Annotated in this window: 17 protein-coding genes; 2 read left to right on the plus strand and 15 right to left on the minus strand. The window is 66.0% G+C overall.

Annotated elements, in window-relative coordinates; all coding sequences use genetic code 11:
* Positions 1-79 precede the first annotated feature (79 nt).
* Both BKH32_RS14240 and BKH32_RS02695 read right to left on the minus strand, forming a co-directional pair.
* Positions 80-412: a DUF3459 domain-containing protein gene (locus BKH32_RS14240; RefSeq protein ID WP_256690633.1), complete on the minus strand. Its 333-nt coding sequence runs from the start codon at positions 410-412 to the stop codon at positions 80-82.
* Entirely contained in the window at positions 297-1,769 is a 1,473-nt protein-coding gene (locus BKH32_RS02695; protein ID WP_256690565.1) for an alpha,alpha-phosphotrehalase, read from the minus strand. The genes BKH32_RS14240 and BKH32_RS02695 overlap by 116 nt, the downstream gene beginning before the upstream one ends.
* Positions 1,770-2,007: 238 nt before the next feature.
* Here BKH32_RS02695 and BKH32_RS13475 point away from each other — a divergent pair, with 238 nt between their 5' ends.
* Positions 2,008-2,772, plus strand: coding sequence for a hypothetical protein (locus BKH32_RS13475; protein WP_143222676.1), 765 nt, complete (start codon positions 2,008-2,010; stop codon positions 2,770-2,772).
* A gap of 14 nt (positions 2,773-2,786) precedes the next feature.
* On the opposite strand, the gene BKH32_RS02710 is transcribed toward BKH32_RS13475, so the two are convergent.
* Positions 2,787-4,595 carry a bifunctional folylpolyglutamate synthase/dihydrofolate synthase gene (locus BKH32_RS02710; protein WP_075248514.1) on the minus strand — a complete coding sequence of 603 codons (1,809 nt, stop codon included), beginning with the start codon at positions 4,593-4,595 and terminating at the stop codon, positions 2,787-2,789.
* Between the two features lie 531 nt (positions 4,596-5,126).
* Between BKH32_RS02710 and BKH32_RS02715 the strand changes: the two genes are divergently transcribed.
* The gene (locus BKH32_RS02715; protein WP_075248515.1) at positions 5,127-6,449 is read left to right on the plus strand and encodes a UDP-glucose dehydrogenase family protein; all 1,323 of its coding nucleotides are present in this window, start codon (positions 5,127-5,129) and stop codon (positions 6,447-6,449) included.
* Between the two features lie 20 nt (positions 6,450-6,469).
* Here BKH32_RS02715 and BKH32_RS02720 read toward each other — a convergent pair whose 3' ends face one another.
* The 12 genes from BKH32_RS02720 to BKH32_RS02780 form a co-directional block, all read right to left on the minus strand.
* The gene (locus tag BKH32_RS02720) at positions 6,470-7,897 is read right to left on the minus strand and encodes a lipopolysaccharide biosynthesis protein (protein ID WP_075248516.1); all 1,428 of its coding nucleotides are present in this window, start codon (positions 7,895-7,897) and stop codon (positions 6,470-6,472) included.
* Between the two features lie 87 nt (positions 7,898-7,984).
* The gene (locus BKH32_RS02725) at positions 7,985-8,326 is read right to left on the minus strand and encodes a serine O-acetyltransferase (RefSeq protein ID WP_252862759.1); all 342 of its coding nucleotides are present in this window, start codon (positions 8,324-8,326) and stop codon (positions 7,985-7,987) included.
* Positions 8,327-8,412: 86 nt separating this feature from the next.
* The gene (locus BKH32_RS02730; protein ID WP_075248518.1) at positions 8,413-9,519 is read right to left on the minus strand and encodes an EpsG family protein; all 1,107 of its coding nucleotides are present in this window, start codon (positions 9,517-9,519) and stop codon (positions 8,413-8,415) included.
* Positions 9,520-9,528: 9 nt separating this feature from the next.
* Positions 9,529-10,680: a glycosyltransferase gene (locus tag BKH32_RS02735; protein ID WP_075248519.1), complete on the minus strand. Its 1,152-nt coding sequence runs from the start codon at positions 10,678-10,680 to the stop codon at positions 9,529-9,531.
* A 50-nt stretch (positions 10,681-10,730) separates the two neighbouring features.
* Positions 10,731-11,513, minus strand: a complete 783-nt coding sequence (locus BKH32_RS02740; RefSeq protein WP_075248520.1) for a glycosyltransferase family 2 protein — start codon at positions 11,511-11,513, stop codon at positions 10,731-10,733.
* A 31-nt stretch (positions 11,514-11,544) separates the two neighbouring features.
* Complete coding sequence (locus BKH32_RS02745; protein ID WP_075248521.1) at positions 11,545-12,231, minus strand: sugar transferase; 687 nt, start codon at positions 12,229-12,231, stop codon at positions 11,545-11,547.
* Positions 12,228-13,439 carry a DegT/DnrJ/EryC1/StrS family aminotransferase gene (locus BKH32_RS02750; RefSeq protein WP_075248522.1) on the minus strand — a complete coding sequence of 404 codons (1,212 nt, stop codon included), beginning with the start codon at positions 13,437-13,439 and terminating at the stop codon, positions 12,228-12,230. The genes BKH32_RS02745 and BKH32_RS02750 overlap by 4 nt, the downstream gene beginning before the upstream one ends.
* The gene (locus tag BKH32_RS02755; RefSeq protein ID WP_256690575.1) at positions 13,439-15,406 is read right to left on the minus strand and encodes a polysaccharide biosynthesis protein; all 1,968 of its coding nucleotides are present in this window, start codon (positions 15,404-15,406) and stop codon (positions 13,439-13,441) included. The genes BKH32_RS02750 and BKH32_RS02755 overlap by 1 nt, the downstream gene beginning before the upstream one ends.
* A 772-nt stretch (positions 15,407-16,178) precedes the next feature.
* A complete protein-coding gene (locus tag BKH32_RS02760; protein ID WP_256690577.1) occupies positions 16,179-17,378 on the minus strand; it encodes a polysaccharide biosynthesis tyrosine autokinase in 1,200 nt (399 codons plus the stop codon).
* 390 nt (positions 17,379-17,768) lie between these two features.
* The gene (locus tag BKH32_RS02765) at positions 17,769-18,536 is read right to left on the minus strand and encodes an ATP-grasp fold amidoligase family protein (RefSeq protein WP_252862754.1); all 768 of its coding nucleotides are present in this window, start codon (positions 18,534-18,536) and stop codon (positions 17,769-17,771) included.
* Between the two features lie 408 nt (positions 18,537-18,944).
* Positions 18,945-22,316, minus strand: a complete 3,372-nt coding sequence (gene ileS, locus BKH32_RS02770; protein ID WP_075248525.1) for an isoleucine--tRNA ligase — start codon at positions 22,314-22,316, stop codon at positions 18,945-18,947.
* Between the two features lie 538 nt (positions 22,317-22,854).
* Positions 22,855-23,802 carry an aldo/keto reductase gene (locus tag BKH32_RS02780; RefSeq protein WP_075248527.1) on the minus strand — a complete coding sequence of 316 codons (948 nt, stop codon included), beginning with the start codon at positions 23,800-23,802 and terminating at the stop codon, positions 22,855-22,857.
* Between the last annotated feature and the right edge of the window lie 80 nt (positions 23,803-23,882).

Genomic DNA, 23,882 nt, shown 5'->3' on the forward strand with positions numbered 1-23,882 from the left:
GGAGGAGTACGACGGAATCGGGGAGGGCTCAGCAGCTCTCCGGGGCGGGCGGATCGAGACAGGAAAGGGGCCAGCAGACTCAGGCGAGCAGGGCGATGGCTTCGTAGGACCGCAGGCGAAGCACCCCCTCCTCAAGGCGGTCGGCGACGGCGGGCGACTCACCGGGGCTGCGTGAGGAGTCATTGCCGTCGTAGTTGCCGACGAGGATGCGGGCGGTGATGAAGTCCTCGGGGACAGGGACCTCGGCATCACGGGCACTGAAGCTGCACAGCACCAGCAGGCGGCTGCCCTCGTGCTCACGGATATAGGCCAGGACGTCCTCGTGCTCCATGAGGTAGGGGGCGTAGGCGCCGCGGGAGATGACGGGCAGCTCCTTGCGCAGGGCGATGAGACGCCGGTAGTAGGGCAGGATCCGCCCCTGCGCCTCCTCGCGCTCGACATTGACGGCCCCCCTGGTTGGTGGGCCGTAGCCAGGGCCTGCCGGTGGTGGATCCGGCACCGGGGACCTCGGCGTTCCACTGCATGGGGGTACGTGCGTTGTCGCGGGCCTTGGAGCGGACGACGGCGAAGGCCTCCTGGGGCTCCATGCCGCCGGCTGTCAGCTCCTTGTAGGCGTTGCGGGCCTCGATATCGACGTAGTCCTCGATGGACCGGTAGGCAGGGTCGGTCATGCCGATCTCCTCACCCATGTAGACATAAGGCGTTCCGCGCAGCAGGTGGATGATAGTGGCCAGCATGGTCGCGGACTCGACGTGGTAGCTCACGGCATCGGCGAAGCGGTCGATGGCGCGGGGCTGGTCATGGTTGTTCCAGAACAGGGCATTCCAGCCGCCGCCGGCCTGCATGCCCAGGGCCCACTCGTTGAGGATGCGCTTGAGAGCGGCGAAGTCGTAGGGGACGCGGGTCCACTTGGCGCCGTTGGCGTAGTCGACCTTGAGGTGGTGGAAGCTGAAGACCATGCTCAGCTCACCATTGGCCGGGTTGGAGTAGCCGACACAGGCCTCGACGGTGGTTGAGGACATCTCGCCGACTGTCATCGCATCGGGGTCCTGGCCGAAGCTGGCGGCGGAGAGCTCACGCAGGTAGTCGTGGACGAGAGGGCCGTCGGTGTACATGTAGCGGTCATCGGCACCAGCGGGTGCGTCCTCAAGCGGAAGGGTCTTGCCGATGACGTTGATGACGTCGAAGCGGAAGTCCTTGACACCCTTGGAGCGCCAGAAGTTGACGACCCCCGCGGCCTGGGCGCGCACAGCCGGGTTGTGCCAGTTGAGATCGGCTTGGGTGCGATCGTAGAGGCACAGGTAGTACAGGCCGGTGTCGCCGAAAGGCGCCCAGGCGGGGCCACCGAACTTGGAGACCCAGTTGGTGGGCAGCGAGCCGTCCTCCTTGGGCGGCAGCAGGTAGAAATAGTCCTGGTACTCAGGGTCTCCAGCCAGGGCCCGCTGGAACCACTCGTGATCGGTGGAGACGTGGTTGAGAACCATGTCCAGCATGACACCGATGCCGCGCTCGCCCAGGGCGGCGACAAGATCCTCGAAGTCCTCCATGGTTCCCATGGCTGGGTCGATGGCGCAGTAGTCGGAGATGTCGTAGCCGTTGTCCCGGCCCGGCGAGGGGAAGAAGGGGTTGAGCCAGACGTGATCCACCCCCAGCGAGGCGATGTAGTCGACCTTCTCGATGATGCCGCGCAGGTCGCCTACACCATCACCGGTGGAGTCACGGAAGGACGTGGGATAAATCTGGTAGACGACGCTGTCCGTCAATGACATGCGGGACTCCTGTGGGAAACGGGATGGAACCGGAGGATCCGCCCTCCAGGCAACTTGTGCACACAAGTATGTGCTTGTATGCACAAGTTGTCCACCTGAAGTTTTGTGCTATAAATCATATGATCGATTACTGCAAGCGGTATCACGAGCGGCTGGACGCCCATCTCCCAGGTGCGGCCCGACCGCCCCCGATAGCGCCCGCGCCTCCCCATCCTCTCCACAAGAAAGATGCCCTCTGATGAGCAGCTGCAAGCCCACTCGCCCGCATCGCCTCCCTGCCTCCCCGTCCCACCCTCGCGCGGTTCTGTGCACCCTCCCACTTCTGTGCGCCCTGGCACTGAGCTCCTGTGGCGCGAGTGGGACAGCATCCACCGACGCCTCACCCGCTCCATCCGCCCCTTCTACGTCCGCAGACGGACAGAAGTCGTCAACGGCACCGCCGCAAACCGCCTCAGCATCACCGTCTCAGTCGACCTCGACCACCCAGACCCCCACCCCGACGCCGACTGATGCCGCCCCGGGGCGCGACGCCCTCCTCAACGCCTCACTGCCCCTGCCCTCAACCTGCACAGCCAGCGGCCCCGTTTCCTTCTCCGGCGGACAGGCCTCTCTGAGCCTCGGGGGATTCGCCAGGATCGAGGATCCCTCGGCCACCTACGTCCTCAACGGCACTCCCACCACAGTGGTGGCGCTGACCTGCAACGGCGGCGGCTCGGCCGTCTTCCCCTCCCTGGCCTTCTACGACAACGACCTGAACCTCGTGGCCTCCTATGGCCTGTCCAGGATCAGTGACGCAGAATCCTACGAACCGTTCGTCACCTCACTGGATCCCCGGGGCGCCGTCCTGCACGTGGAGTGGCGCAACGAGAGGCTCCCGACGGACACCAGCGGGATACACACCGGCTCGGGGACGGGCAGCGCCGACCTGACCTGGAACGGGAACTCGTTCGACAAGTCGAATGTCACAGTCCACGACTCCCAGGGAAACCAGGTGACCGGCTAGAACGCTCGGGCGATTCAGGGCCTGCCGAACAGGGCGCGGGCCTCTGCGGCCAGGACCACGGAGCCGACGATGAGGATTCCCGAGGCGGTCAGCGGAGCGTCGTGCCCCTCGGACAGGGCGACCGCCTGCCCCACCCCCTCGCCGAGCTGCCGGCTCACCACGACGCGGTCGGCGCCGTAGACCTCCCGGGCGATCTCACCCAGGTCGTCGACGTCCATGGCCCGGGGCGAGTCAATGGGGACGCACACGACCGCGTCGGTCACGGGTTCCAGGCCCGCCAGGATGCCCTCAGCGTCCTTGTCCGCCATGACGCCCAGGACCGCGACGAGGTGCTGGAAGCCGAAGGCCTCCTCAATGGCTCCGGTGAGGGCCTCGATGCCGTGGGGGTTGTGTCCGGCGTCGACCAGGACGGTGGGCGAGGAGCGCAGCACCTCCAGACGGCCCGGGCTGGTGACGGAGGCGAAGCCGTCCTCGACGATGCGCGCGGGCAGCCGGCGCCCGCCATGGACCGCCTCGGCGGCCGCCAGGGCCAGCAGGGCGTTGTGAGCCTGGTACTCCCCGTGCAGCGGAACGAAGGCGTCCTCGTAGACGGCCGCTGCGGTGGCGAAGGTGACCATCTGGCCGCCGACGGCGAGCTGGCGGTCGAGAACCTGCAGGACGCCTGCCTCCGGTGAGGTGGGATCCTCCTGCGGGTCGCGCTCCCGACGCACAATGGCCCGGTGAGAGGCCGCTGCCTGCTCGATCTCGGCAGCAGCCTCGGGGACCTGATGGGCGACGATGACGGTGGAGCCGTCCTTGATGATGCCGGCCTTCTCGTGAGCGATCTCGGTGATCGACGAGCCCAGCCAGCGCTCATGGTCGCGCCCGATCGGGGTGATGACGGCGACGTCGGAACCGATGACGTTCGTGGCGTCCCACATCCCGCCCAGCCCCACCTCGATGACGGCGACATCGACGGGATAGTCGGCGAAGGCGGCCAGGGCCATGACGGCCAGGACCTCGAAGAAGGACAGGCGCGGCCCACCGGCGGCCTGGGAGCGCTCATCGACCATGGCGACATAAGGGGCGACGTCCTCCCAGGCGGCGATGAAGCCCTCCTCACTGATCGGTTCACCGTCAAGGCTGATGCGCTCACGGATGGTGGCCAGGTGCGGGGAGGTGAAGCGGCCGGTGCGCATGCCGCCGGCGGCCAGAAGACGCTCGGTCATGCGGGCGGTGGAGGTCTTGCCGTTGGTGCCGGTGATGTGGACGGTGCGGTAGGTGCGCTCAGGGTTGCCCAGGAGGGCGAGGACGGCCTCGACTCGTTCCAGGGAGGGCTGGACCTGGTGCTCGGGAGCGCGCGCGAGGATCTCGGCCTCGACCTGGCGCATGCGGGCGGAGATCTCGACGCCGCGGGCGGCGGTCTCCAGGTCGCGCAGGTGCTCATTCTCGGAGTCATCGGGGAGCTGAGGCTCCCAGGAGTTCCAGTCGTCGGAGTCATCGGCGTCCACCTCGGCCAGGAGCTCCTCGAGGCGATCGGTGTCACCACCGGGGATCATGTTGGCGGCGACGAGCTCACGCAGAGCCTCGAGGTCCTCACGGTCCTGGGCCTCGGCGTCGGCCTGCCGCTGGGCACCGGCCTGCTGAAGCTCGGAGACGGAGACGGTCAGCCCCTCACCCTCGTCCAGGCCGGGGGCGCCTGCGGCCTCCAGGTAGGGCAGGAGCTCAGGGTCGACACCTGCCTCACCGAAGACGGCGTCGACGACCTCCTCCCCCGTGGCACCCTCGGGGATGCCGAAGGCGGCGCCGGGCCTGACCTGCTTGGAGTCGTCGTCTACGGGCACTGTGCCATCCTTTACTCGACGTGGCGGGTTGGACAGAGGTCTCTCAAGCACTCCCGTCCGGCCCTAATCTAGCCGAGGCCCCAGGGCTGCTCGGGTCACTGCCCTGACTCCTGTCGTCCCAGACCCAACGGGTGGGCCTATGTCTCACCGCTCGTTGCGACGACGCAAGGCCCCCGCACCTCCAGAGACCCACTGAACACTCCCACGACTCTGGCGATCGCAGAACCACCCGCTTCATCGACGTACGAAACCACGGACGCCAATGCGCGACCCCGCCGAGATGAATGACAGGAGAATCACGTGAGCACAATCTCTCACAGCAAGACCCGGACCCGAGAAACGATTTCTTCTTAAATCTTTTCCGAGCCACAAGCGCGCACAACCGACCCCGACAATACGAATACCATAACTGTTGTATAAAAACTCGATGAATACATCCTAATTCTCGGTGAAATATTTGAGGAATTCACCATGGAATCCTATGGGTATAGGGGTAGACACACCCCCCTCATGCCTGCCTAGGCTTCCTCCATGCGTTTGTCAGTGATTGGTTGCGGATATCTCGGTGCTGTTCACGCTGCATCAATGGCGGAGCTTGGACATGACGTGGTGGGCGTGGAGGTCGACGCTCGCAAGGTAAATCTTCTGAGTAACGGCAGGGCGCCGTTCTTCGAACCCGAGCTGGAGGGGCTTCTGACCCGTAACGTGGAGGCCGGACGCCTGACCTTCACTCAGGACTTCTCCGCCATTGAGGGCGCCCAGGTTCATTTCATCGGCGTGGGCACGCCGCAGTCCGAGTCGGGGGCGGCGGACATGACCTACGTCGACGCGGCCGTGACCTCCATGCTCCCCCACCTGGGGCACTGCACCAGCGGCCCCGAGGTGGTCGCCGGCAAGTCCACGGTTCCCGTTGGCACCGCCTCCCGTCTGGTTCGGCTGATCGAGCCGACCGGGGCGCTGCTGCTGTGGAATCCGGAGTTCCTGCGGGAGGGCTTCGCTGTTCAGGACACGCTGCGTCCGGACCGGATGGTCTACGGCCTGCCGGAGAATCCCGACGCCGCCGCCGGCGCCCAGGAGACGATGGATGCGGTCTACGCGCAGATCCTGGCCGCTGGTACTCCGCGCCTGGTCATGGACTACGCCACCGCTGAGCTGGTCAAGATCAGTGCGAACGCCTTCCTGGCCACGAAGATCTCCTTCATCAACGCCATGTCCCAGGTCTGCGACGCGGCGGGGGCCAATGTGACGGCCCTTGCTGAGGCTATCGGTATGGATGACCGTATTGGGCGCCGGTTCCTGCGCGCCGGTATCGGCTTCGGTGGGGGCTGCCTGCCCAAGGACATCCGCGCTTTCCAGGCCCGCGCCGATGAGCTCGGCGTCGGCGATGCCCTGGCCTTCCTCGGGGAGGTCGATCGGGTCAACGACACCATGCGCGCCGGTGTCATCCACACAGTCGCTGAGCTTCTCGGCGAGCACACATCCGCTGCCACGGTGACGGTTCTCGGGGCCGCTTTCAAACCGGACAGCGACGACATGCGTAACTCTCCCGCCCTGGATCTCGCCGTGGAGCTGTCGGGCATGGTCGAGCGGGTCGTCGTGCACGATCCCGCTGCCGGCCCGATCCTCGCCGAGAGGACGAACCGCCCTTACGAGGTCGCCGCCTCCGCGCAGTCCGCCCTGGAGGGGACTGATCTGGTCATCATCGGCACGGAGTGGCGCGAGTACCGGGATCTCGACCCCGCCCAGGCGGCCGGCCTGGTGCGCACCCGTTACGTCATCGACGGACGCAACTGCCTGGATGCGCAGGTCTGGAAGGCGGCCGGTTGGAGCTACCGCGGTATCGGACGGCGGTGAGGGGCTTGGGCGGTGCGGGCTCAGCGCCGCCCAAGTCTGCGGGTCAACGGTCCGGCCACTGCGCGAGCGCAGGCGACCGCCACTGTCGTGTCACTGGCCGCCAGAAGGATCAGACAGGTCCAGACTGCGGCGTTCAGCCATGAGCCGCCGTCGAAGGACATGCACGCAGTGATACCGATGAGCAGAGCGAGCTGGTAGGTGAGGCGCGGGCGGTCTATGGGCAGGTCGATGCGGCGCCCGAGATCGTATGCCCGCACCACCAGGATGAGGGCGTAGGCCATTGCCCCGGCCAGGCCGGCGCCCCACGGCCCCATGAACGGTACGAGAGCCACACCGAGGATCACGTTGACCACCGCCCCCAGCGCCGTGGAGGCCATGAGAACGCCGCTGTTCTTCAAGGCCTGGTAGAAGCTCTCGAAGAAGATGCTGATGACCCCGAAGGACGCGACCAGCATGAGCAGGGGGACGTAGCGCCACCCCTCGGAGAACTCCGCCTGGAGCATCACCCTGGAGATCGGCCGGTTCAGAGCAATGACCAGGCCCGCGGTCGTCAGCGTGGCCAGCGAGTAACCCCGCAGGACGGAACCGAAGAAGGCACCTCGGTCGGGCGAGTCGATCTCGCGGGCGGTGGAGTACTGCCAGGCCTGCTGAAACACGGAGGCCACGATGTTGACCAGCGCAGGCATCTTGCTCGCCGCCGTGAAGAGCCCCGCGGCCACGACTCCGCTGCCCCACAGGACCACGTACCGTCCCGAGACACTGACCAGCCACCACGACAGCAGATTGGGCACGAGCGGCAGGCTGTAGACGAGCATCCGACGCAGCAGCGCCCGATCAACCCGGAAAGGCACCAGCAGCCGATACTCGCCCGACCCCAGGAAGGCGACAAGACCACCCACCAGGTAGCCGATCGTGAAGGACCACAGGTAGCCCTCGATACCCGCGTGCGCACGCACCAGGAGCAGGTAGGTGGAGACCACCATGGCGAGCGCATTGATCAGCCCGTAGACCACGAAGCGGCGCACATGCCCCAGCCCGCGGGCAAGCTGAGTCGTGGCCTTGAACAGACACACCGAACAGAACAGAACGAAGAAGGACCCCGCATGCTCCATGCCCCACACAGCACTGCCCAGGGCGCACAGCACCCCGGTGCACACGACACCCCCACCCAGAACCAGCAGGGAGCCGGCGAAGAGCTCATCCTTGGGAACGTCGTCGTCAATGGAGAAGCGGTAGAGAGCCTCCACCACACCAAGCGAGAGCAGCGGCAGCACGATCTCGATCGCGCTGTTGAGCAGCTCGGCCGTCCCGTACTCACCAGCCGTCAGCGCAGTCGTGTACAACGGCATGAGGACCAGCGAGACCGCCTTGACCGCCAGGCCACCCAGGGCGAACACCAGGGTGTTGCCCAGCAGGAACGCGATGCGCCCCTTACTGCTTGCCAACACCGAACTGCACCTTCCAGGCCTCGATACCGATGGGCTCATCACCCATGTTGGGTGAGCCGATAGAGGTACCCCTCTGCAGAGCCCATGTCATGCGGCCTTCTCCCCAATGACCCTGGCCGGAACTCCCGCGACCGTCGCGCCAGCAGGAACATCGTGGATCACAACGGCACCCGCCCCGATCATCGCGCCATCCCCAACAGTGATCGGCCCGAGAATCGTCGCTCCACAGCCCACGACGACATCCTTCCCCAGCACGGGAACTGTTTCGATGCCCTTACGACCACCGATGGTCACCCCTTGACCGATATGACAGCCCGTACCGATCACGGCCCGAGGGTGGATCACAACTCCCAGGGCATGGTGCGGGAAATCTGTGTTCTCACCGATGCGGGCAGCATACGGAACGTCGCAGGCGAACACCACGCGCATAGCTCCGCGGATGAGGTATGCGGCGGGCGCAAGATGATGGCGCGAGAGCCACCGAGCGGCCGAGTATGAGACGTAGACAGGATCCATTACGGGAGCCCTTCCTCGAGGAACGTGCGGTAAGGGAACAGGTGGTACCACTCGGGGCGGTACAGGAAGAAGATCGTGGTGGCGGCAAAGGCGATGACGACGAGCAGGGCGCTGACGTAGGAGCGCTCGGGCCGCTCACCGTGCGCCGCGAGGTTGGCCAGTCCGACGGCGAAGGGCAGGGTCAGGTACATCTCGAGGCGGTCCAGGAGGTTGAATCCAAGCGCGATCACCACCAAGGCGACGTCCGTCACCGCCAGGGCCAGAAGGTTGCGGGTGCGCCCGGAGGGGTCGGCCTCCACCGAGGCGTTCCAGCCGCAGGTCGCTGCCAGGAGCAGGAGGATGATGCGGGTGATGATCAGCAGGACCGTGGCCGAGCGGACACCTCCGTCTGCGTAGTCGCTGTGCAGGTAGTGACCGTAGTAGGCCGAGGAGATCAGCAGCCAGTTCAGGAGCCAGCTCAGCGAGAACATGACGATACCGATGAGGGCACCCCACTTGAACCAGTCCCCGAAGGTACTCAGCCTCATATACGGAATGAGGTAGACGACGAGCAGCAGCAGCACACTGACGTGGAACTGCGAGGCGAGAACGACGAGAAGCACGTAACGCACCAGCTTGCGCTCCATGAGCGCGGGGACGGCCAACAGGAAGATCGCCACTGCGATGCCCTGGCGCACAGCGAGCATGAGGTCGTAGAAGACGGACATACCGAAGGCGAAGAGAACTGCCAGGGAGTAGCTGGCGGTATACCGCTTGATGAACAGGACCGCTGAGCCGTAGACGAAGACCGAGGTGATGAGCAGCAGGATGTTGAAATCCGGCGTGAGGCGGCTGACCAGGTAGTTGACCAGGACGTAGCCGTACTCGAAGCGGCTGATGCTCAGGGCCTCCTGAAAGCTGTCCGTGGCGGCGATCGCCTTGAAGACGCGGTGATACTCGACCGTGTCGTTGCCGACGCTGACGGCTCTGAAGGTGGAGAAGGCCGTGAAAGCAACGAAAGTGACACCCAGGAGGATCGGAGAACCGCGACGCCCCGCATTGCCTCGCAGCCCCAGCAGAGCCGCGGGGAGGAGCAGAGTGGTGAACAGTGCGAAGTGGATCCACATACTGCTGTCTCACCGCCCGGCCAGGTTCCGGTACCGGTGAGCGAGTCGGTCGGCCTCACGCGCGATATCAAAGCCTGCGGTGCGCGTCAGGGTTGCACCCTGGGCCCTGCGCTCCAGGTCCCGCCCCAGGTCGATCGCCTGCGCCACCCGGGTGGCCCACCGGTCCGACGTAGCCTCCAACGGTAGGAACTCGCAGTCCCCGATCGCGACCTCGTCGGGCACGCGGTCCGAGCAGACCATGGGCAGCCCCGCGCACTGAGCCTCGACCCCCACCATGGGTAGCCCCTCGAAGAGCGAGGGCAGGACCAGCGCATCCATGGCCTGGTAGAGGTCAGGAACGTCCTTGCGGTCCCCCAGGAACAGGACGTGGTCGGCCAGTCCTCTGTCAGCCGCGCGCTCCTCGATCCCCGGGCGCAAGGCCCCGTCTCCGACGAGCACGAGGCGCGCCCCAGGTCTGAGGCGGAGCAGCTCGCCGAAGACGTCAAGAAGGAACCGGTGGTTCTTCTCCTCGCTGAAGCGTCCCACGTGCCCCACTACCGGGCCGTCCCCCAGACCGAGCACACGCCGAGCCTTGACGCGGGCCTGACGATCGAAACGGTAGGTACCCACGTCGATGGCGTTAGGGAGCACCTCGAAACGGCTACGGCGGAACATGAACTCACCGGCAGCGTGCGAGCATGCCAGGCGCACATCCGAGTAGGCACCAATATTGCGGCACACGATCCAGTTGCGCACGCTCTTGAGACGGGAGTCGGAGTAGGCGGTCGAGTGGGAGTGGACGGCGAAGGCACGCACCCCGCGGCGATGAGCCACCGGATAGAGGAAGCGCGAGAGGATGGGGTCATGGAGGTGCGCTACGGGGTACTGCCCCGCATGCTGCTCCAGCAGCTGCCCCAGGGATGAACGGATGCGCCCGATGCGGTTCCCGGCGTCGATGACATAGCAGCGCCCGCCCAGCGACTCGATCTCCTCACGGTGGGTCTCGTCGGGCGTGGCGAAGCAGAAGAAGTCGAGCACCACCTGTGAGCGGTCCATGTGCCTGAGGTAGTTCATGAGCATGCTCATGACACCGGAACGCCGGGAGATTGATGAATTGATCTGCAGGACCCGCAGAGGTCCGCCCCCGGAGTCCTGCGGGGTCGATGACTGTTCCTGACTCATCGCCGGCCTCCCTCCGTCGGCCCCGGGCCGGTCCGGGGAGATGCTCGTCCTCATTTCACCTTGAGGGTCTTGATGAGGACCCACACGCCGATATGGAAGACGGAGCGGGGGACGCTGAGATGCTCGATGTCGCGGTAGAGCGTCCAGTGGTACTTGACCAGGCTCCGCTTGTTGGCTGACACCGATCCCGAGCGCAGCCGGTACCTCATAAGCACGACCGGCATCCCCCAGATGTAGGGCTCGGTGCGGAGCATGCGCAGCCACAGGGCGTCGTCGTTGCGCTTGCGGATGTTGGGCACCTCGAACTTGCCCAGGCGCGCCACGTCGTACATGACGGTGGAGTTGCCCACCGGGCAGTCCAGGAGCAGGCGGTTGTAGCTGATCCTGGTCGGGCTGCGCACGATCCTCCCGGTGGGCACGCCCTGCTCGTCGATCTGGGCGTAGGCGGTGCAGGACATGGCCACGCCGCGCGAGGTCATGAAGTCGATCTGGCGCCTGAGCTTGTCGGGGTGCCACAGATCGTCGGAGTCCAGGAAGGCCATGTAGCGCCCCTGGGCCAGCTCCATCGCCCGGTTGCGGGCCATGGCGGCACCGCTGTTGGTCTCCAGGCGCACGTACCGGATCCGCGGGTCGTCCTTGGCCAGGGCCCCGACCACATCGGCGGTGTCGTCGGTGGAGCAGTCGTCGACGACGAGCAGCTCCCAGCGGGGGTGGGTCTGGGCCTGGACGGTGGCGATGGTCTCGGCAATGAAGGCGCCGCAGTTGTAGGTCGGCATGATGATGGAGACCAGGTCGGAATCCGGTTCGCGATCGTGCTCAGTGCCTGCTGTCATGCTTGCTCCTTAGGTGTCGTCGTTGCGCGTCTCATGTGGCCACCGCCAGGACGGTCCTCAGTGCGATCGACAGATCCCGCCCGATACTGAAGTTCTGCACGTCGCGCAGGTTGAGGCGCATCTTGGCCGGCAGGACCTGGGTGAGGTAGGCGTTCTGGCTCGGCGGGGCGGCCGCCAGGATCTCGGCCTCGTCCTTGAACTCGATGGAGGCCGTGGAGGTGACCCCGGCCGGCAGCAGCAAGGTGGCCCGCATCTGCGGGGTGTACTGCTTGACGTACTCGGGCACCTCCGGCCTGGTCCCCACGAAGCTCATCGTGCCGCGCAGGATGTCGATGAGCTGACTGATCTCATCGAGCCGGTACCGGCGCAGCACCGCACCGACCTTCGTGACCCGGGGGTCGTTGCCCCGGGTGATCTGGTCGCCGGGGTCTGCCTGCCGGTGTGTCATGGTGCGGAACTTGACGATGCGGAACTCGCGTCCGAACTGGGTGACCCGCCGTTGGCGGAAGAACACCGGTCCGGGTGAGTCCAGCTTGATGAGCGCCGCCAGAATGATGAACAGCCACCCGAGCAGGATCATCAGGATCGTCGCTCCGACGACGTCGAGCAGGCGCTTGAGCCGCAGCTGGAGTCCGCGCCGGGACAGTGCCTCGTAGTAGGGGCGGACCTCCTCGGTCCGCAGGGCGTCCGGCAGGTCCTCCCAGGGCGGCATCCTCATGATCGGCCCATCGCCGCGAGCGTCTCGAGCGCGCAGCTGATGACGTAGTCGACCTGCTCGTCGGTCAATGAGGTGTGCAGAGGCAGGCTCACCTCATTGGCGTAGAGGGCGTAGGCCCGTGGGAAGTCCTCGATGGTGAAGCCGAGGTTCCGGTAGGCGCTCAGCAGGGGCAGCGGCTTGTAGTGGACGTTGCAGGCCACGTCCGCGCACGCCATGCGCTCGATGAACTCGTTGCGCTCTTCCTCCCCCAGACCCGGCAGGTTCGCCAGGTAGAGGTGCCCGGAGGAGATGCTCCCGTCCTCGTAGTGCCGCAGCGATGTCACTCCCGCCGGCGCCAGGGCCTGGTCGTAGCGGGTGATGATCTGGCGCCGGCGCTCGAGCATCGAGTCGTAGCGGGTCATCTGGGCCAGGCCGATCGCGGCGCACACGTCGGTCATGTTGCACTTGTAGGCGGGGCTGACGACGTCGTACTCCCAGGCCCCCAGGCGGGTCTTGGACAGGGCGTCCTTGCTCTGCCCGTGCAAGGACAGCAGCATGTACTGGCGGTAGAGCTCCTCGTCCAGGCCCAGCTGCGGCCTCCACGTGACGGCCCCGCCTTCGGCGGTGGTCAGGTTCTTCACGGCGTGGAAGCTGAAGGTGGTGAAGTCGGCGGCGCTGCCCGAGGGCGTGCCGTCGCGCCGGGCACCGAAGCTGTGGGCGCCGTCGGCGAGGAGGGCGACGCGGCCCAGCGCCTCCTGGACCGAGCCTGCCGGGGTGAAGAGGTGGCTGTGGCTGTCGACGACTGCGCGCAGGGCCGGGTAGTCGCACATGCGTCCACCGATGTCGACCGGGATGACGGCCTTGGTCCGCGGGGTGATGGCGGACTCCAGGACCCGGGGGTCGAGCCCGTAACCGCCGTCGGCGTCACCGGCATCAACGATCACCGGGGTGGCGCCCACGTGCACGATCGGGGAGGCCGAGGCCGTGTAGGTGTAGGCCGGGACGATGACCTCGTCTCCGGGACCGATGCCAAGGACTCGAAGGGTCAGCTCCAACGAGGCCGTTGCGGAGTTCAGGCAGACAGCCCGGGCGGTTCCGCAGCGCTGCGCCACCTGTTTCTCCAGGCTCTTCGTCCGCGGCCCCGTGGTGATCCAGCCCGATCGCAGCGCATCCACCATTTCCTGGCACTCGGCGTCGGTGATGTCTGGGGGTGAGAAATCGACGCGCATCAGCCTGCCCTCCTCATCGTCGGCGACGTACTTGAATCGTGGTCAAAGCGCGGTTGGTAGGTGGGCACCGCGCGAGCGAGCTCCCGCTTGATCTCGTCATTCCCCTCGGGAAGGCAGCTCTTCAACTGAGCGATCGTGTCCTCCACCTCCTGCATGGTGGGCGGCGACGCGGTGGAGACGAGGATGGACTTGTTGTCGGTGGGGTGCAGGTCCTCTCCGTCCATCCGCAGCTCCTCATAGAGCTTCTCGCCCGGCCGCAACCCGGTGAACACCACCTCGATGTCACGCCCCGCTCGCAGGCCTGAGAGCTTGATGAGGTTGATGGCCAGGTCATAGATCCGCACAGGCTTGCCCATCTCCAGGATGAAGATCTCTCCGGCACGAGACATCGAGCCTGCGGTGATGACCAGCTGGGCCGCTTCAGGGATCGTCATGAAGTAGCGGGCGATGTCAGGGTGGGTGACGGTCAGCGGCCCGCCTGATCGCAGCTGCCGCTTGAACAGCGGGATGACGGAGCCATGGCTGCCGAGGACGTTGCCGAAGCGCACGGCGGCGAAGACGGTGGTGCGACTGGTGCTGGCTAGGGCCTGAACCTCCAGCTCGCACAGCCTCTTGGTCGCCCCCATGACGTTGGTGGGGTTGACCGCCTTGTCGGTGGAGACCAGGATGCAGTGGCTGCAGCCGAGCTCCTCCGCCAGACGGCAGACGACCCAGGTAACCAGCACGTTGTTCTCCACGGCCTCACGGGCGTTGTCCTCCATGAGGGGGACGTGCTTGTGCGCCGCCGCGTGGAAGACGACCTTGGGCCGGTACCGTTCGAAGCAGTCTCGGACAACCCGCTCATTGGTCACCGAGCCGATGACGACCGACAGGGACACCCCCCGCTCAGCTGCCCTGGACTGCATCTCGTGGAACAGCTCGTAGGCCGTGTTCTCATAGACGTCGAAGATGACGATCTGGCGAGGTTGGGCCTCGATGAGCTGACGGACGAGCTCGGAGCCGATGGATCCGCCGCCGCCGGTCACCAGGACGACCTCTCCGCGCACGTAGCCCATGCTCATGGTGTCGAAGGCGACCTCGTCGCGGCTGAGCAGCTCGGAGATCTCGACCTCCCGCAGTGCGATCCTTCCATCGTCCTGCTGGGCCAGGTCCCGTACGTTCGGGAGGGTCAGTATTCTCAGCCCCGTCTTCAGGCAGATGGCCAGGATGCGCTGGCGCTCGGAGGCCAGCGCCGAGGGGCAGGCGAGCACGATCTGCTCGGCCCGGCACTTCTGGGCGATGCGGGGGATGTCCTCACACGAGCCGTGGACCTTGACGCCGTGGACGTGGCGACCGTGCTTGGTCACGTCGTCGTCCACCAGGGCCACCGGCTCGCCGTACATGTCCTCATCACACAGATGCATGCGCTTAATGGTCAACGAACCAGTCTGTCCCGCGCCGACAATGAGTGTGCGGGGCCGGACCTCGTGCGCTCCCGCTCGGGCGCAGCGTTGCACCTGGCTGCTCCACAGGGCCCGCACGGCGAGACGAGTCCCGGCGGTCATGATGGCGAGCAGTGCCCAGGCCATGACGTAGGAGCGCACCGACAGCCCGCCGTCGAAGGCCAAGGAGAACAGTAGATCCCCGCACACCGAGCCGACGACGGTCGCGTAGAGGATCCGCAGCGCCTCGGTCATCGAGGCGTAGCGCCACAGGCTGTTGTACATCTTGAAGGCGGCGAATACCCCGACGTTGACAACCGCGAGGATGCCCACGGCCAGCAGGCCACCGGTTGCCCCCGTCGCGGTCGCCCACTTCGTGGTCCCCCACGCCGCGCAGTACAGGGCCAGGTAGGTGGCCAGGACGTCGACGACCATCAGGGCGATGGGCTCAATCCGGGACACGGGCAGGTTCACCCACGCCGGTCCACGAGCAGGCAGCTGCATGGGCACGGATCCGATCGGCGAGGAGGCGCTGGAGAGGGCCAACGCCTCATATCCCTCGGATGCGCGTAACGACAACGGCTCCGAATCCGGCTCTCGGTTCCCGGTACTCCCGTCGAGACGGCTTGTCGCACCGGAGGAGCACTGACGCGTCTCAGCCATGGGTCGTCACACTCCACTGTGCCAGCCGATAGGTAAAGGACGTGCCGCCTGTGAGCGAGGAACTCTGATCAAGCGATTCGCACTGGCAGGAGCGACAGAATTCAAATGTCATCAGGGTTTCAATCTGAGGATGGCGAACAGCATCAGCTGATTCGCTGGACGGACTGGAGAATACAACTGCAGTCACCGAAGCAGGCAACAACAGATCAACAACATGGCAGCTGAAGCACACTCAGCCAACACGAGTACTTGCCGTTTTTACGGCTCCGCATCAATCTAGCATCAGATGCCACCGATTGGAAGATTCTGACGTGATTCACCCGTAATCATCGTTTATTGACAGAAACAACGCCAGTCGATGATATGAATTCACCAATCAACGCTCGTTGATTGTTTGAAACGACAAGAAACAACGCCGAAGGCTGCTAATATCACATAACTAGCAGATGTCTACACTGAAATGAAATAACAATTTCATAAACATCTTGACAGTGACGGTGCGCGTTCAGCACGCGCCTCGTGCACGAAAGAACGTTGCGCGACACCAAGCCCAAGGCGAGAAGCGGAGCATGCTCACTGAAGGTGCTCGGGGCCAGCAGCGATTGCCTCACAAGTCCCACGCCCCCATGTGCCGATCATGACGCGCCTCAGGAGCCTAGGCAGGCACACTCTCGGCAGGAACGACACCGCCCCGCACGCCCTTACGCTTTCCTCCGAGCTCCGGCACATTGTTGAGCACCACTCCAAGCATGTGCCCGCCCCCTTGCTCGACCGCCAGGGCCGCCTCACGCAAGTCCTCCGCACTGGTACGACCAGCGCGCGCCACGAGAATGACGCCTCCGGCATGGGCTGCCAGAACCACTCCGTCAGTGAATCGGAGGACTGGCGGAGCATCGATGATGACCAGCCGGTCTTCTGCCAGCTCACGCAGCAGATCGCGCATCATGGGAGCCCCCAGCAGCTCGGAGGGATTCGCCGGCATTCGGCCTGCGGGCAGAAGCTCCAAGCCGTCCACCGCCCCCTTGATCAGAGCCTCACCGAGGTACGCCGAGCCCGTCAGAACGTCTGCGAGCCCAGGACTGCCCTGCAGCTCGGCCGTGCTGGGCGCACGCAAGTCTCCTCCAACCAGGACAACCCGGTGCCCAGACAGAGCCAGGACCCGCGCCAGGCTGGCGGCGGTCACCGACGTCCCCTCCTGCGGACCGGCCGAGGTGACGACCATGACTCGCCGGCCACCCTGAGACAATGCATGGAGCACGTTGGTGCGGGCCACACGCAGCTGCTCCTCCATCTTGAGCTCCGCCCCTCGACTCAGCCACCGCAGCGATGGAACCCGCGGCAGAGCACCGAGCAACGGCACCGGCAACGCCTCGCGAACCTCCTCGGGCCCCTTGAGGCTCTTGTCGAGCAGCTCCTGAACGAGGATCCAGACATACCCCAGGACCAGCCCGGCCAGCAGCCCCACCGCCGCACAGGTCACCAGGGCCGGCGAACGAGTCGCGCTGACCAGCTCGGCGGAGGACAGCAGGACGATCTCCACGGGAGAGTCCTCGCCCTCCAGGTCCTTGATCTCGGCGGAGGCCTGGCGAACGACCTCGTCAGCCAGGACCTGAGCCCGGTGCGACGAGGAGGCGGTGGCAGAGACCTGCACCGACACCGTCTCGGGGACCCTGGTCGCAGAGACCGAGGAGGCGAACTCCTCCGCCGTCTCATCCAGCTTGAGCGAGTCCACGACGCGCTGAGCGACCGCAGCCGAGGTGAAGACGGGGACCACGGCGTCGGCCTTCATTGCGGCGAGCTGTGCCGCACTGTACTGAGACAACGTGCTCTGCGCCGGGTCTCCCACCACTTTCACGCGCAGATAGGCTTGGGAAGTCGCCGTATAGGTGCTTGGCGAGGCGAAAGCGAACAGCATGGAGGCCAGTACGCACACAACAAGCGCCAAAACCAGGGATCCAATACGTCGACGGGTCAGGTGAAGAAGGTCCTCAAGCGTCATCTATGCACCACCGGATAATAATCAGGACTGACGGATCAGGGCGCCAATCAATGCGAAAACCATTGAAGAAGCGCCGTTATTTACGGCCAAGACAGTAACACACCTGAGGTCATGGCGTGCAAGTATCCAGTCGATTTAATGAGGAAGCACTCATAACATCGATGAGTTTTTGAACATTTCTTCCCAATGGAGCGAACTCGTTTCGTAGGAAGCCTACGAAACGACCTTCCCTGCCCGCTTATCCCGTCACAGCATGACGCCCTTGAAGCACTTCTTCTCCGGCAGGACGATCCGGTCTCCGAACACGCGATCATAACGCGAGGGAGTGAAGTCTGACAGTCCGTCAGCATCCGTGAAGGTGATCTCGCCGAAGTAGACGGCCCCATCCACCTCGTAGAAGTCGATGCGCGCGCAGGCGAACCCCTTTCCGAGCTCGCCAGCCAGAGAGAGCATGGTCTCCAGGCCTGCGGGTGCCGGGATGTCCGAGGCCCGGTCGGCTTCACAGGTGTACTCAAAAGGCGCTCGGGTCCAGTCCGGGAGGTAGGTGCCCCGCAGCGCACGCCCCTGAGTCCGGTCCACAGTGAAGACGAACTGGACGACCCCGTCGAACACCATGAACTTGTAGTCGCGCAGTCCTCCTGAGGCGTCACGCAGGAAGGGCTCGCACACGATGCGAGGCTCGCAGTACTCGTAGTGCAGCTCGAAGCCGCCCTTCATCGCCTGGCGCAGGCCAAGCCACTCCCGCAGGCGTTGACGAGTCCTCGCCACATCGAGAGCGCTCTTGTCAGGCACGAGGATGTTCCATCCCGAACCGTGCGTGGCCTTGAGGACGAAGCTGTCCGGGAGGGACTCGAAGTCGATCTCATCGGGAGAGTCCCACACGCCCAGCAGGGGTACGAGGTACTTCTCCCCCACCTTGTCGGCAACCCACTGACGCACCAGGAACTTGTCCGCCAAGCGCCCCTTGACCGGCGTAGAGTCGTAGAGCTTGAGCCAGTGGATCTTCTCCGTCATGGTGCGAGGCTCCTCCACGTGGCAGGGACGGCACTTGAATAGCCAGTACCAGCGTTTGAGCGCAGAACGGTAGTGATCCGGTGACATCCGGCAGTTATGACGGTAGATCGCCCGCTTCAACCAGTTCTGAACCGGCGGGGAGAAAATGACCTCGGCGGCACCCTTGACACTCATTGTCAACACCTCTTAATAAGAGTGCCGGCAGCCCCACCCCAGGGAGTGGACACGCGCACGCCTCTCAGACCGCCGTGTCGGCAGCCTGACGAGTACCGGCTAGGGAGATGAGAAAGGCGGTCCTGGGGGAACAGGAGCACGCCATTGCCCGACCAGACCCTGGTGGCCGAGCAACGGCTTTATCCTGCATCACACCAGATGTATTTGTAAAGTAATCAACTGGCGTGTTGAAGATCAGGCCTCGCCCGCCCCAGTGGCCGACTCGGTGACCTTCTCGACGGTGGCGGTGGGCTCCTTCGCAGCCGGGTCAGCCACGACGGAGGCGTCCACGCAGCCGACCTCCCGCTTGATGAGGTCCAGGTGGGCACCGGTCCAGGCGCCCTTGTCCTCGGGGACGGTCAGCTCCAGGCGGATCCGGTCACCCACGTGCAGGCCGGAGGCCTTGCGCTCGTCCTGGACCAGGCGCACCAGGTCACGGGCCCAGCCCTCGGCCTCCAGGGCGTCGTCGAGGGCGGTGTCCAGGACCACGAAGGCTCCCGAGGGCAGCATGGTGGCGGCCAGAGAGTCGTCGTCGACCTCGATGCGGGTGGTCAGGGTGAAGGCGGAGTCCTCCGCCTCCAGGACCACGGGGGCTCCGTCGATCAGGACGTCGTCGAAGCGCACGTCCCCGTCCTCGGTGAGCACCCACTCCCCCGCCTTGACGGCGGCGAAGAGCCTGGAGGTGAGCTTGCGGACCTCGGGGCTGAAGGCGCGTGGGTTGAGGGCCAGGTCCGTTCGGGCCTCGTAGCCGGCGGACTCGGCGTCCAGGACCCGCACCTCCTTGACGTTGACCTCCTCGGCCACGAGCTCGCGGAAGGGGGCCAGACCGGCCGGGTCGGCCGTGGCGACGGTCAGGCTGCGAAGCGGCTGTCGCACGCGCAGCTTCTCAGCCTTGCGCAGGCTCAGGGCGGCCGAGACCGCCGCGCGGGCCTCATCCATGGCCGCCACGAGCTCGGCGTTGGCAACGTGCTCGGGCAGGACGGGCCAGTCGGTCAGGTGCACGGAGCGCCCACCGATCAGGCCCCGCCAGATCTCCTCGCTCACCAGCGGCGCCAGCGGCGCCATGACCTCAGTGAGCACGCGCAGCACGGTGGCCAGGGTGTCGAAGGCGGCCGTCTCGCCGTCGGTGAAGCGCTGGCGCGAGGTGCGCAGGTACCAGTTGGTGAGCACGTCGAGGAAGTCGCGGATCGTGGCGCAGGCGCCGGTGATGTCGTAGCCATCCATCTGGGCGGCCACCGTCTCAGCCAGGTCCTTGGTACGGGCCAGGACGTAGCGGTCCATGACGTGCAGGCCGCCGTGCTTGGCGAACAGGCTCGCGTCGTCAAGGTCGACGCCACCCGTGACGTAGCCGGACTGGCCCACCTGGCCCGCGTAGAGCGCGAAGAAGTACCAGGTGTTCCACAGCGGCAGCACCACCTGGCGCACGGTGTCGCGGATGGCCTTGTCGGTGACCACGAGGTTGCCCCCGCGCATGACCGGCGCCGAGAGCAGGAACCAGCGCATGGCGTCGGCCCCGTCACGGTCGAAGACCATGGAGACGTCCGGGTAGTTGCGCAGCGACTTGCTCATCTTCGCGCCGTCGTTGCCCAGGAGGATGCCGTGGGAGACGCAGGAGGTGAAGGCGGGCCGGTCGAACAGGGCGGTGGCCAGGACGTGGAGGGTGTAGAACCAGCCGCGGGTCTGGCCGATGTACTCCACGATGAAGTCGCCCGGGTAGTGCGACTCGAACCACTCGACGTTCTCGAAGGGGTAGTGCACCTGGGCGAAGGGCATCGAGCCGGACTCGAACCAGCAGTCCAGGACGTCGGGGATGCGGCGCATCATGGACTTACCCGTGGGGTCGTCGGGGTTGGGCCGCACGAGGGTGTCGATGAAGGGGCGGTGCAGGTCGGTGACCTTCACGCCGAAGTCACGCTCGAGCTCGGCGTAGGAGCCGTAGACGTCGGTGCGCGGGTAGTCGGGGTTGTCGCTGACCCACACCGGGATGGGCGCGCCCCAGAAGCGGTTGCGGGAGATCGACCAGTCGCGCGCGTTCGCCAGCCACTTGCCGAAGATGCCGTCCTTGATGTGGCCGGGGTACCAGTCGATGTCCTGGTTGAGCTCGACCATGCGGTCGCGGATCGCCGAGACGCGCACGAACCAGGAGGAGACGGCCTTGTAGATGAGAGGCTTGCGGCAGCGCCAGCAGTGCGGGTAGGAGTGCACGTAGGAGGCCTGACGCACCAGGACGGCCCGCTGGTTCTCGTCGCGGCGGGCCAGGGGGCCGGTGCCGTCGCGCAGGTCGGCGACGATGGGCTTGTTGGCCTCGAAGACCTGCAGCCCGGCGTAGTCGCGTATCTCCTCGGTCAGGCAGCCGCCGTCATCGACGGGCACGACCGTCTCGATGCCGGCCCCGGAGCAGGCGATCATGTCGTCCTCACCGAAGGCCGAGGCCATGTGCACCAGGCCGGTTCCGTCGGAGGTGGTGACGAAGTCGGCGGCGATGATCTGCCAGGCCTTCGGCCCGGGCGCGGCGCCCTCGGCCCGGTGGGCGGCGTCGTCGAAGTAGTCGAAGATCGGGTGGTAGCGCCGCCCCACCAGGTCGGCCCCTGTGCAGGTGGCCAGCACCTGCGGGTCCTCACCGAGCTCGCGGGCGTAGGAGCCCAGGAGGTCACGCGCCATGACGACGTCCTGACCGGCCACCGGCGAGTCGAGGGACTCGTCGACGTGGACGATCGCGTACTCGACGTCGGGGCCCACGGCGATGGCCACGTTGGAGGGCAGCGTCCAGGGCGTGGTGGTCCAGATGAGGACCAGCTCGGGGCGCTCGGCGCCCTGGCACAGCGGCTCCTCCAGGCGCAGGCCCACCGTGACCGTGTTGTCCTGGCGGTCCTGGTAGACGTCGTCGTCCATCTTGAGCTCGTGGTTGCTCAAGGGGGTGCGGTCGTGCCAGCAGTAGGGCAGGACGCGGTAGCCCTGGTAGGCCAGGCCCTTGTCCCACAGCTGCTTGAAGGCCCACAGCACCGACTCCATGTAGTCGGGGTCGAGGGTCTTGTAGTCGTTGTCGAAGTCGACCCAGCGGGCCTGGCGGGTGACGTAGTCCTCCCACTCCTTGGTGTAGCGCAGGACGGAGGAGCGGCACTCCTCGTTGAACTTCTCGATGCCGATGCCGCCGGGGCGGGTGATCTCGGTGACGTCGTCGATGCCGAGCAGGCGCTGGGCCTCGAGCTCGGCGGGCAGGCCGTGGGTGTCCCAGCCGAAGCGGCGCTCGACGCGCTTGCCGCGCTGGGTCTGGTAGCGCCCGACGGCGTCCTTGACGTAGCCGGTCAGCAGGTGGCCGTAGTGGGGAAGGCCGTTGGCGAAGGGCGGGCCATCGTAGAAGACGAACTCGTCGCAGGGCTCGGCGCGGTTGTCGATGGAGGCCTGGAAGGTGCCGTCGGCCTTCCAGTAGGCCAGGACGTCCTCCTCAATGGCGGGGAAGGAGAGCGAGGGGTCGATCTGCTCCCCCGGGCGGTGCAGGGGGTAGAAGGCGGCGCCGGTCGGCTCGTTGCCGCCGGCGGTGGTGCTGTCAGCCATCTTCTCAGCCATCGCGGTGTGCTCTCGTCTCACTCGTTCCTGCCGCCTCGGGCGGGTGCCCGGGGCTTGACGAGGACGACGTCGGCTCCCGGCCGGGCCTGGTGCCCGGCTGGTGCCGCACCGCGGTACCACCTCGCTTGCCGTGCTGCGCGCCCCGAGAGGGACGGTGTGCACGACCGCTTCGTTTCCAGCTGTGACGGGCTGTCCCGTCCGGTTCTACTGAGGGCCGACGACGCTGGTGCGCCGGGGTCCGGTTCTTCCGGAGGCTCGCCGGTGATGGCCGGGTCTGTGCCTTTGCTCCGGGAAGTGTAGTGGGCGGTGCGCCACCGGGGCCAGTTCACGCCACGGCTTGACGGCGTCGTCCTCCCCACACCCGGCGGTGGAATAGCGGGCGGCTGCACGCCTGTCCCCGGAGCCGGTCCCAGCGGCAGTAACCGAATCTGCACACACCAACAAGAACTTCAAAGACGACACGAATACGCGTCGCCTTTGAAGAAAAAGTTGATCTGTGGGCGGTGGAACTGCCGGCGCCGGCTCGGAACCGCTCGGTCTAGCCGGCTGCGTTGAGCTCCTCGACGACCTCCTGAGGGAGGCTGAAGCGGGTGGCCTCGACGGCATCAGTGAGCTGAGCGACGCTGCTGACGCCCACGATCGGGGTGATGGTCGGCTGCTGGGCGTTGAGAAGAGCCAGGACGACCTGGCTCGGCTTCATGGCCAGGCTGTCCGACCATTGACGCAGAGCCGTCAGCCGCTTGTCAGTCCCCGGGTGCCTGTAGGCCTTGGGCAGCGGGCGCTCCGGGTGCTCGTAGGCGCCGGTGAGCAGCGGCGTGTAGGCCCACAGGTCCAGCCCGCAGCGCTCGGCGAGGTCCTTGCTCTCGATGGTCATCATCCCGTGGGGGTGGTCCTCGCCCTCAACCGGGGTGTCCGGCCTCGGGTGGAGATAGGACTCCCGCAGCTGCAGGGCGCTGAATCCGGCCGAGCCCCGCTGCTGGGCGTGCACGTTGGCTGCGGCGGCGTACCAGGCCGGGTGGTTGGACAGCCCGATCCGTGCAGTCAGCCCTTGCTCAACCAGGTCACCGAAGGTCTCAGCGACATCCGCGACCGGCTGCGCCCGGTCCTCCATATGGGCCCAGTACATGTCGACGCGCTCCGTCTGCAGGCGCTGCAGGCTGTCCCGGATGGCCTGATTGACAGTGTCCCTGCCGAGACCTTCCACGGCGCCCGGGAAGCCGTGGGGGCGGGTCGGCTCCGCACCGACCTTGGTGCTGATCCTCACCTGGTCGCGCACGCCACGATCAGTGAGCCACTGGCCGATGACGGTCTCGCTCTGGCCCCCGAGGCCGGTCTCGGCTCCCCAGAAGGCGTAGCAGTTCGCGGTGTCGATCCACTGGCCGCCCAGCTCCAGGTAGGCGTCGAGGACCTCTCGGGACCGGGCGGCGGACAGGCGGGTTCCGAAGTGCATGGTTCCCAGCGCCATGCGGGGATGTGCATCAGTCATCGGGTTCCTCTCCTCCGTGTCATCAAGGTGAGCGGTGCGAGGCACACCAGCGACCGTAACCGAATCTGCACACACCGACA

The sequence above is a fragment of the Actinomyces oris genome, from assembly GCF_001929375.1.
GTDB lineage: Bacteria > Actinomycetota > Actinomycetes > Actinomycetales > Actinomycetaceae > Actinomyces > Actinomyces oris_B.

What these genes read in the sequence shown, in the direction of transcription:
- BKH32_RS02730 (WP_075248518.1), bottom strand. Translation starts at nt 9,519, where the DNA reads ATGTGGATCCACTTCGCACTGTTCACCACTCTGCTCCTCCCCGCGGCT.
- BKH32_RS02725 (WP_252862759.1), bottom strand. Translation starts at nt 8,326, where the DNA reads ATGCGCGTGGTGTTCGCCTGCGACGTTCCGTATGCTGCCCGCATCGGT.
- BKH32_RS02740 (WP_075248520.1), bottom strand. Translation starts at nt 11,513, where the DNA reads ATGACAGCAGGCACTGAGCACGATCGCGAACCGGATTCCGACCTGGTC.
- BKH32_RS02735 (WP_075248519.1), bottom strand. Translation starts at nt 10,680, where the DNA reads ATGAGTCAGGAACAGTCATCGACCCCGCAGGACTCCGGGGGCGGACCT.
- ileS (WP_075248525.1), bottom strand. Translation starts at nt 22,316, where the DNA reads ATGGCTGAGAAGATGGCTGACAGCACCACCGCCGGCGGCAACGAGCCG.
- BKH32_RS02715 (WP_075248515.1), top strand. Translation starts at nt 5,127, where the DNA reads ATGCGTTTGTCAGTGATTGGTTGCGGATATCTCGGTGCTGTTCACGCT.
- BKH32_RS02765 (WP_252862754.1), bottom strand. Translation starts at nt 18,536, where the DNA reads ATGACGGAGAAGATCCACTGGCTCAAGCTCTACGACTCTACGCCGGTC.
- BKH32_RS02750 (WP_075248522.1), bottom strand. Translation starts at nt 13,439, where the DNA reads ATGCGCGTCGATTTCTCACCCCCAGACATCACCGACGCCGAGTGCCAG.
- BKH32_RS02780 (WP_075248527.1), bottom strand. Translation starts at nt 23,802, where the DNA reads ATGACTGATGCACATCCCCGCATGGCGCTGGGAACCATGCACTTCGGA.
- BKH32_RS02745 (WP_075248521.1), bottom strand. Translation starts at nt 12,231, where the DNA reads ATGAGGATGCCGCCCTGGGAGGACCTGCCGGACGCCCTGCGGACCGAG.
- BKH32_RS13475 (WP_143222676.1), top strand. Translation starts at nt 2,008, where the DNA reads ATGAGCAGCTGCAAGCCCACTCGCCCGCATCGCCTCCCTGCCTCCCCG.
- BKH32_RS02695 (WP_256690565.1), bottom strand. Translation starts at nt 1,769, where the DNA reads ATGTCATTGACGGACAGCGTCGTCTACCAGATTTATCCCACGTCCTTC.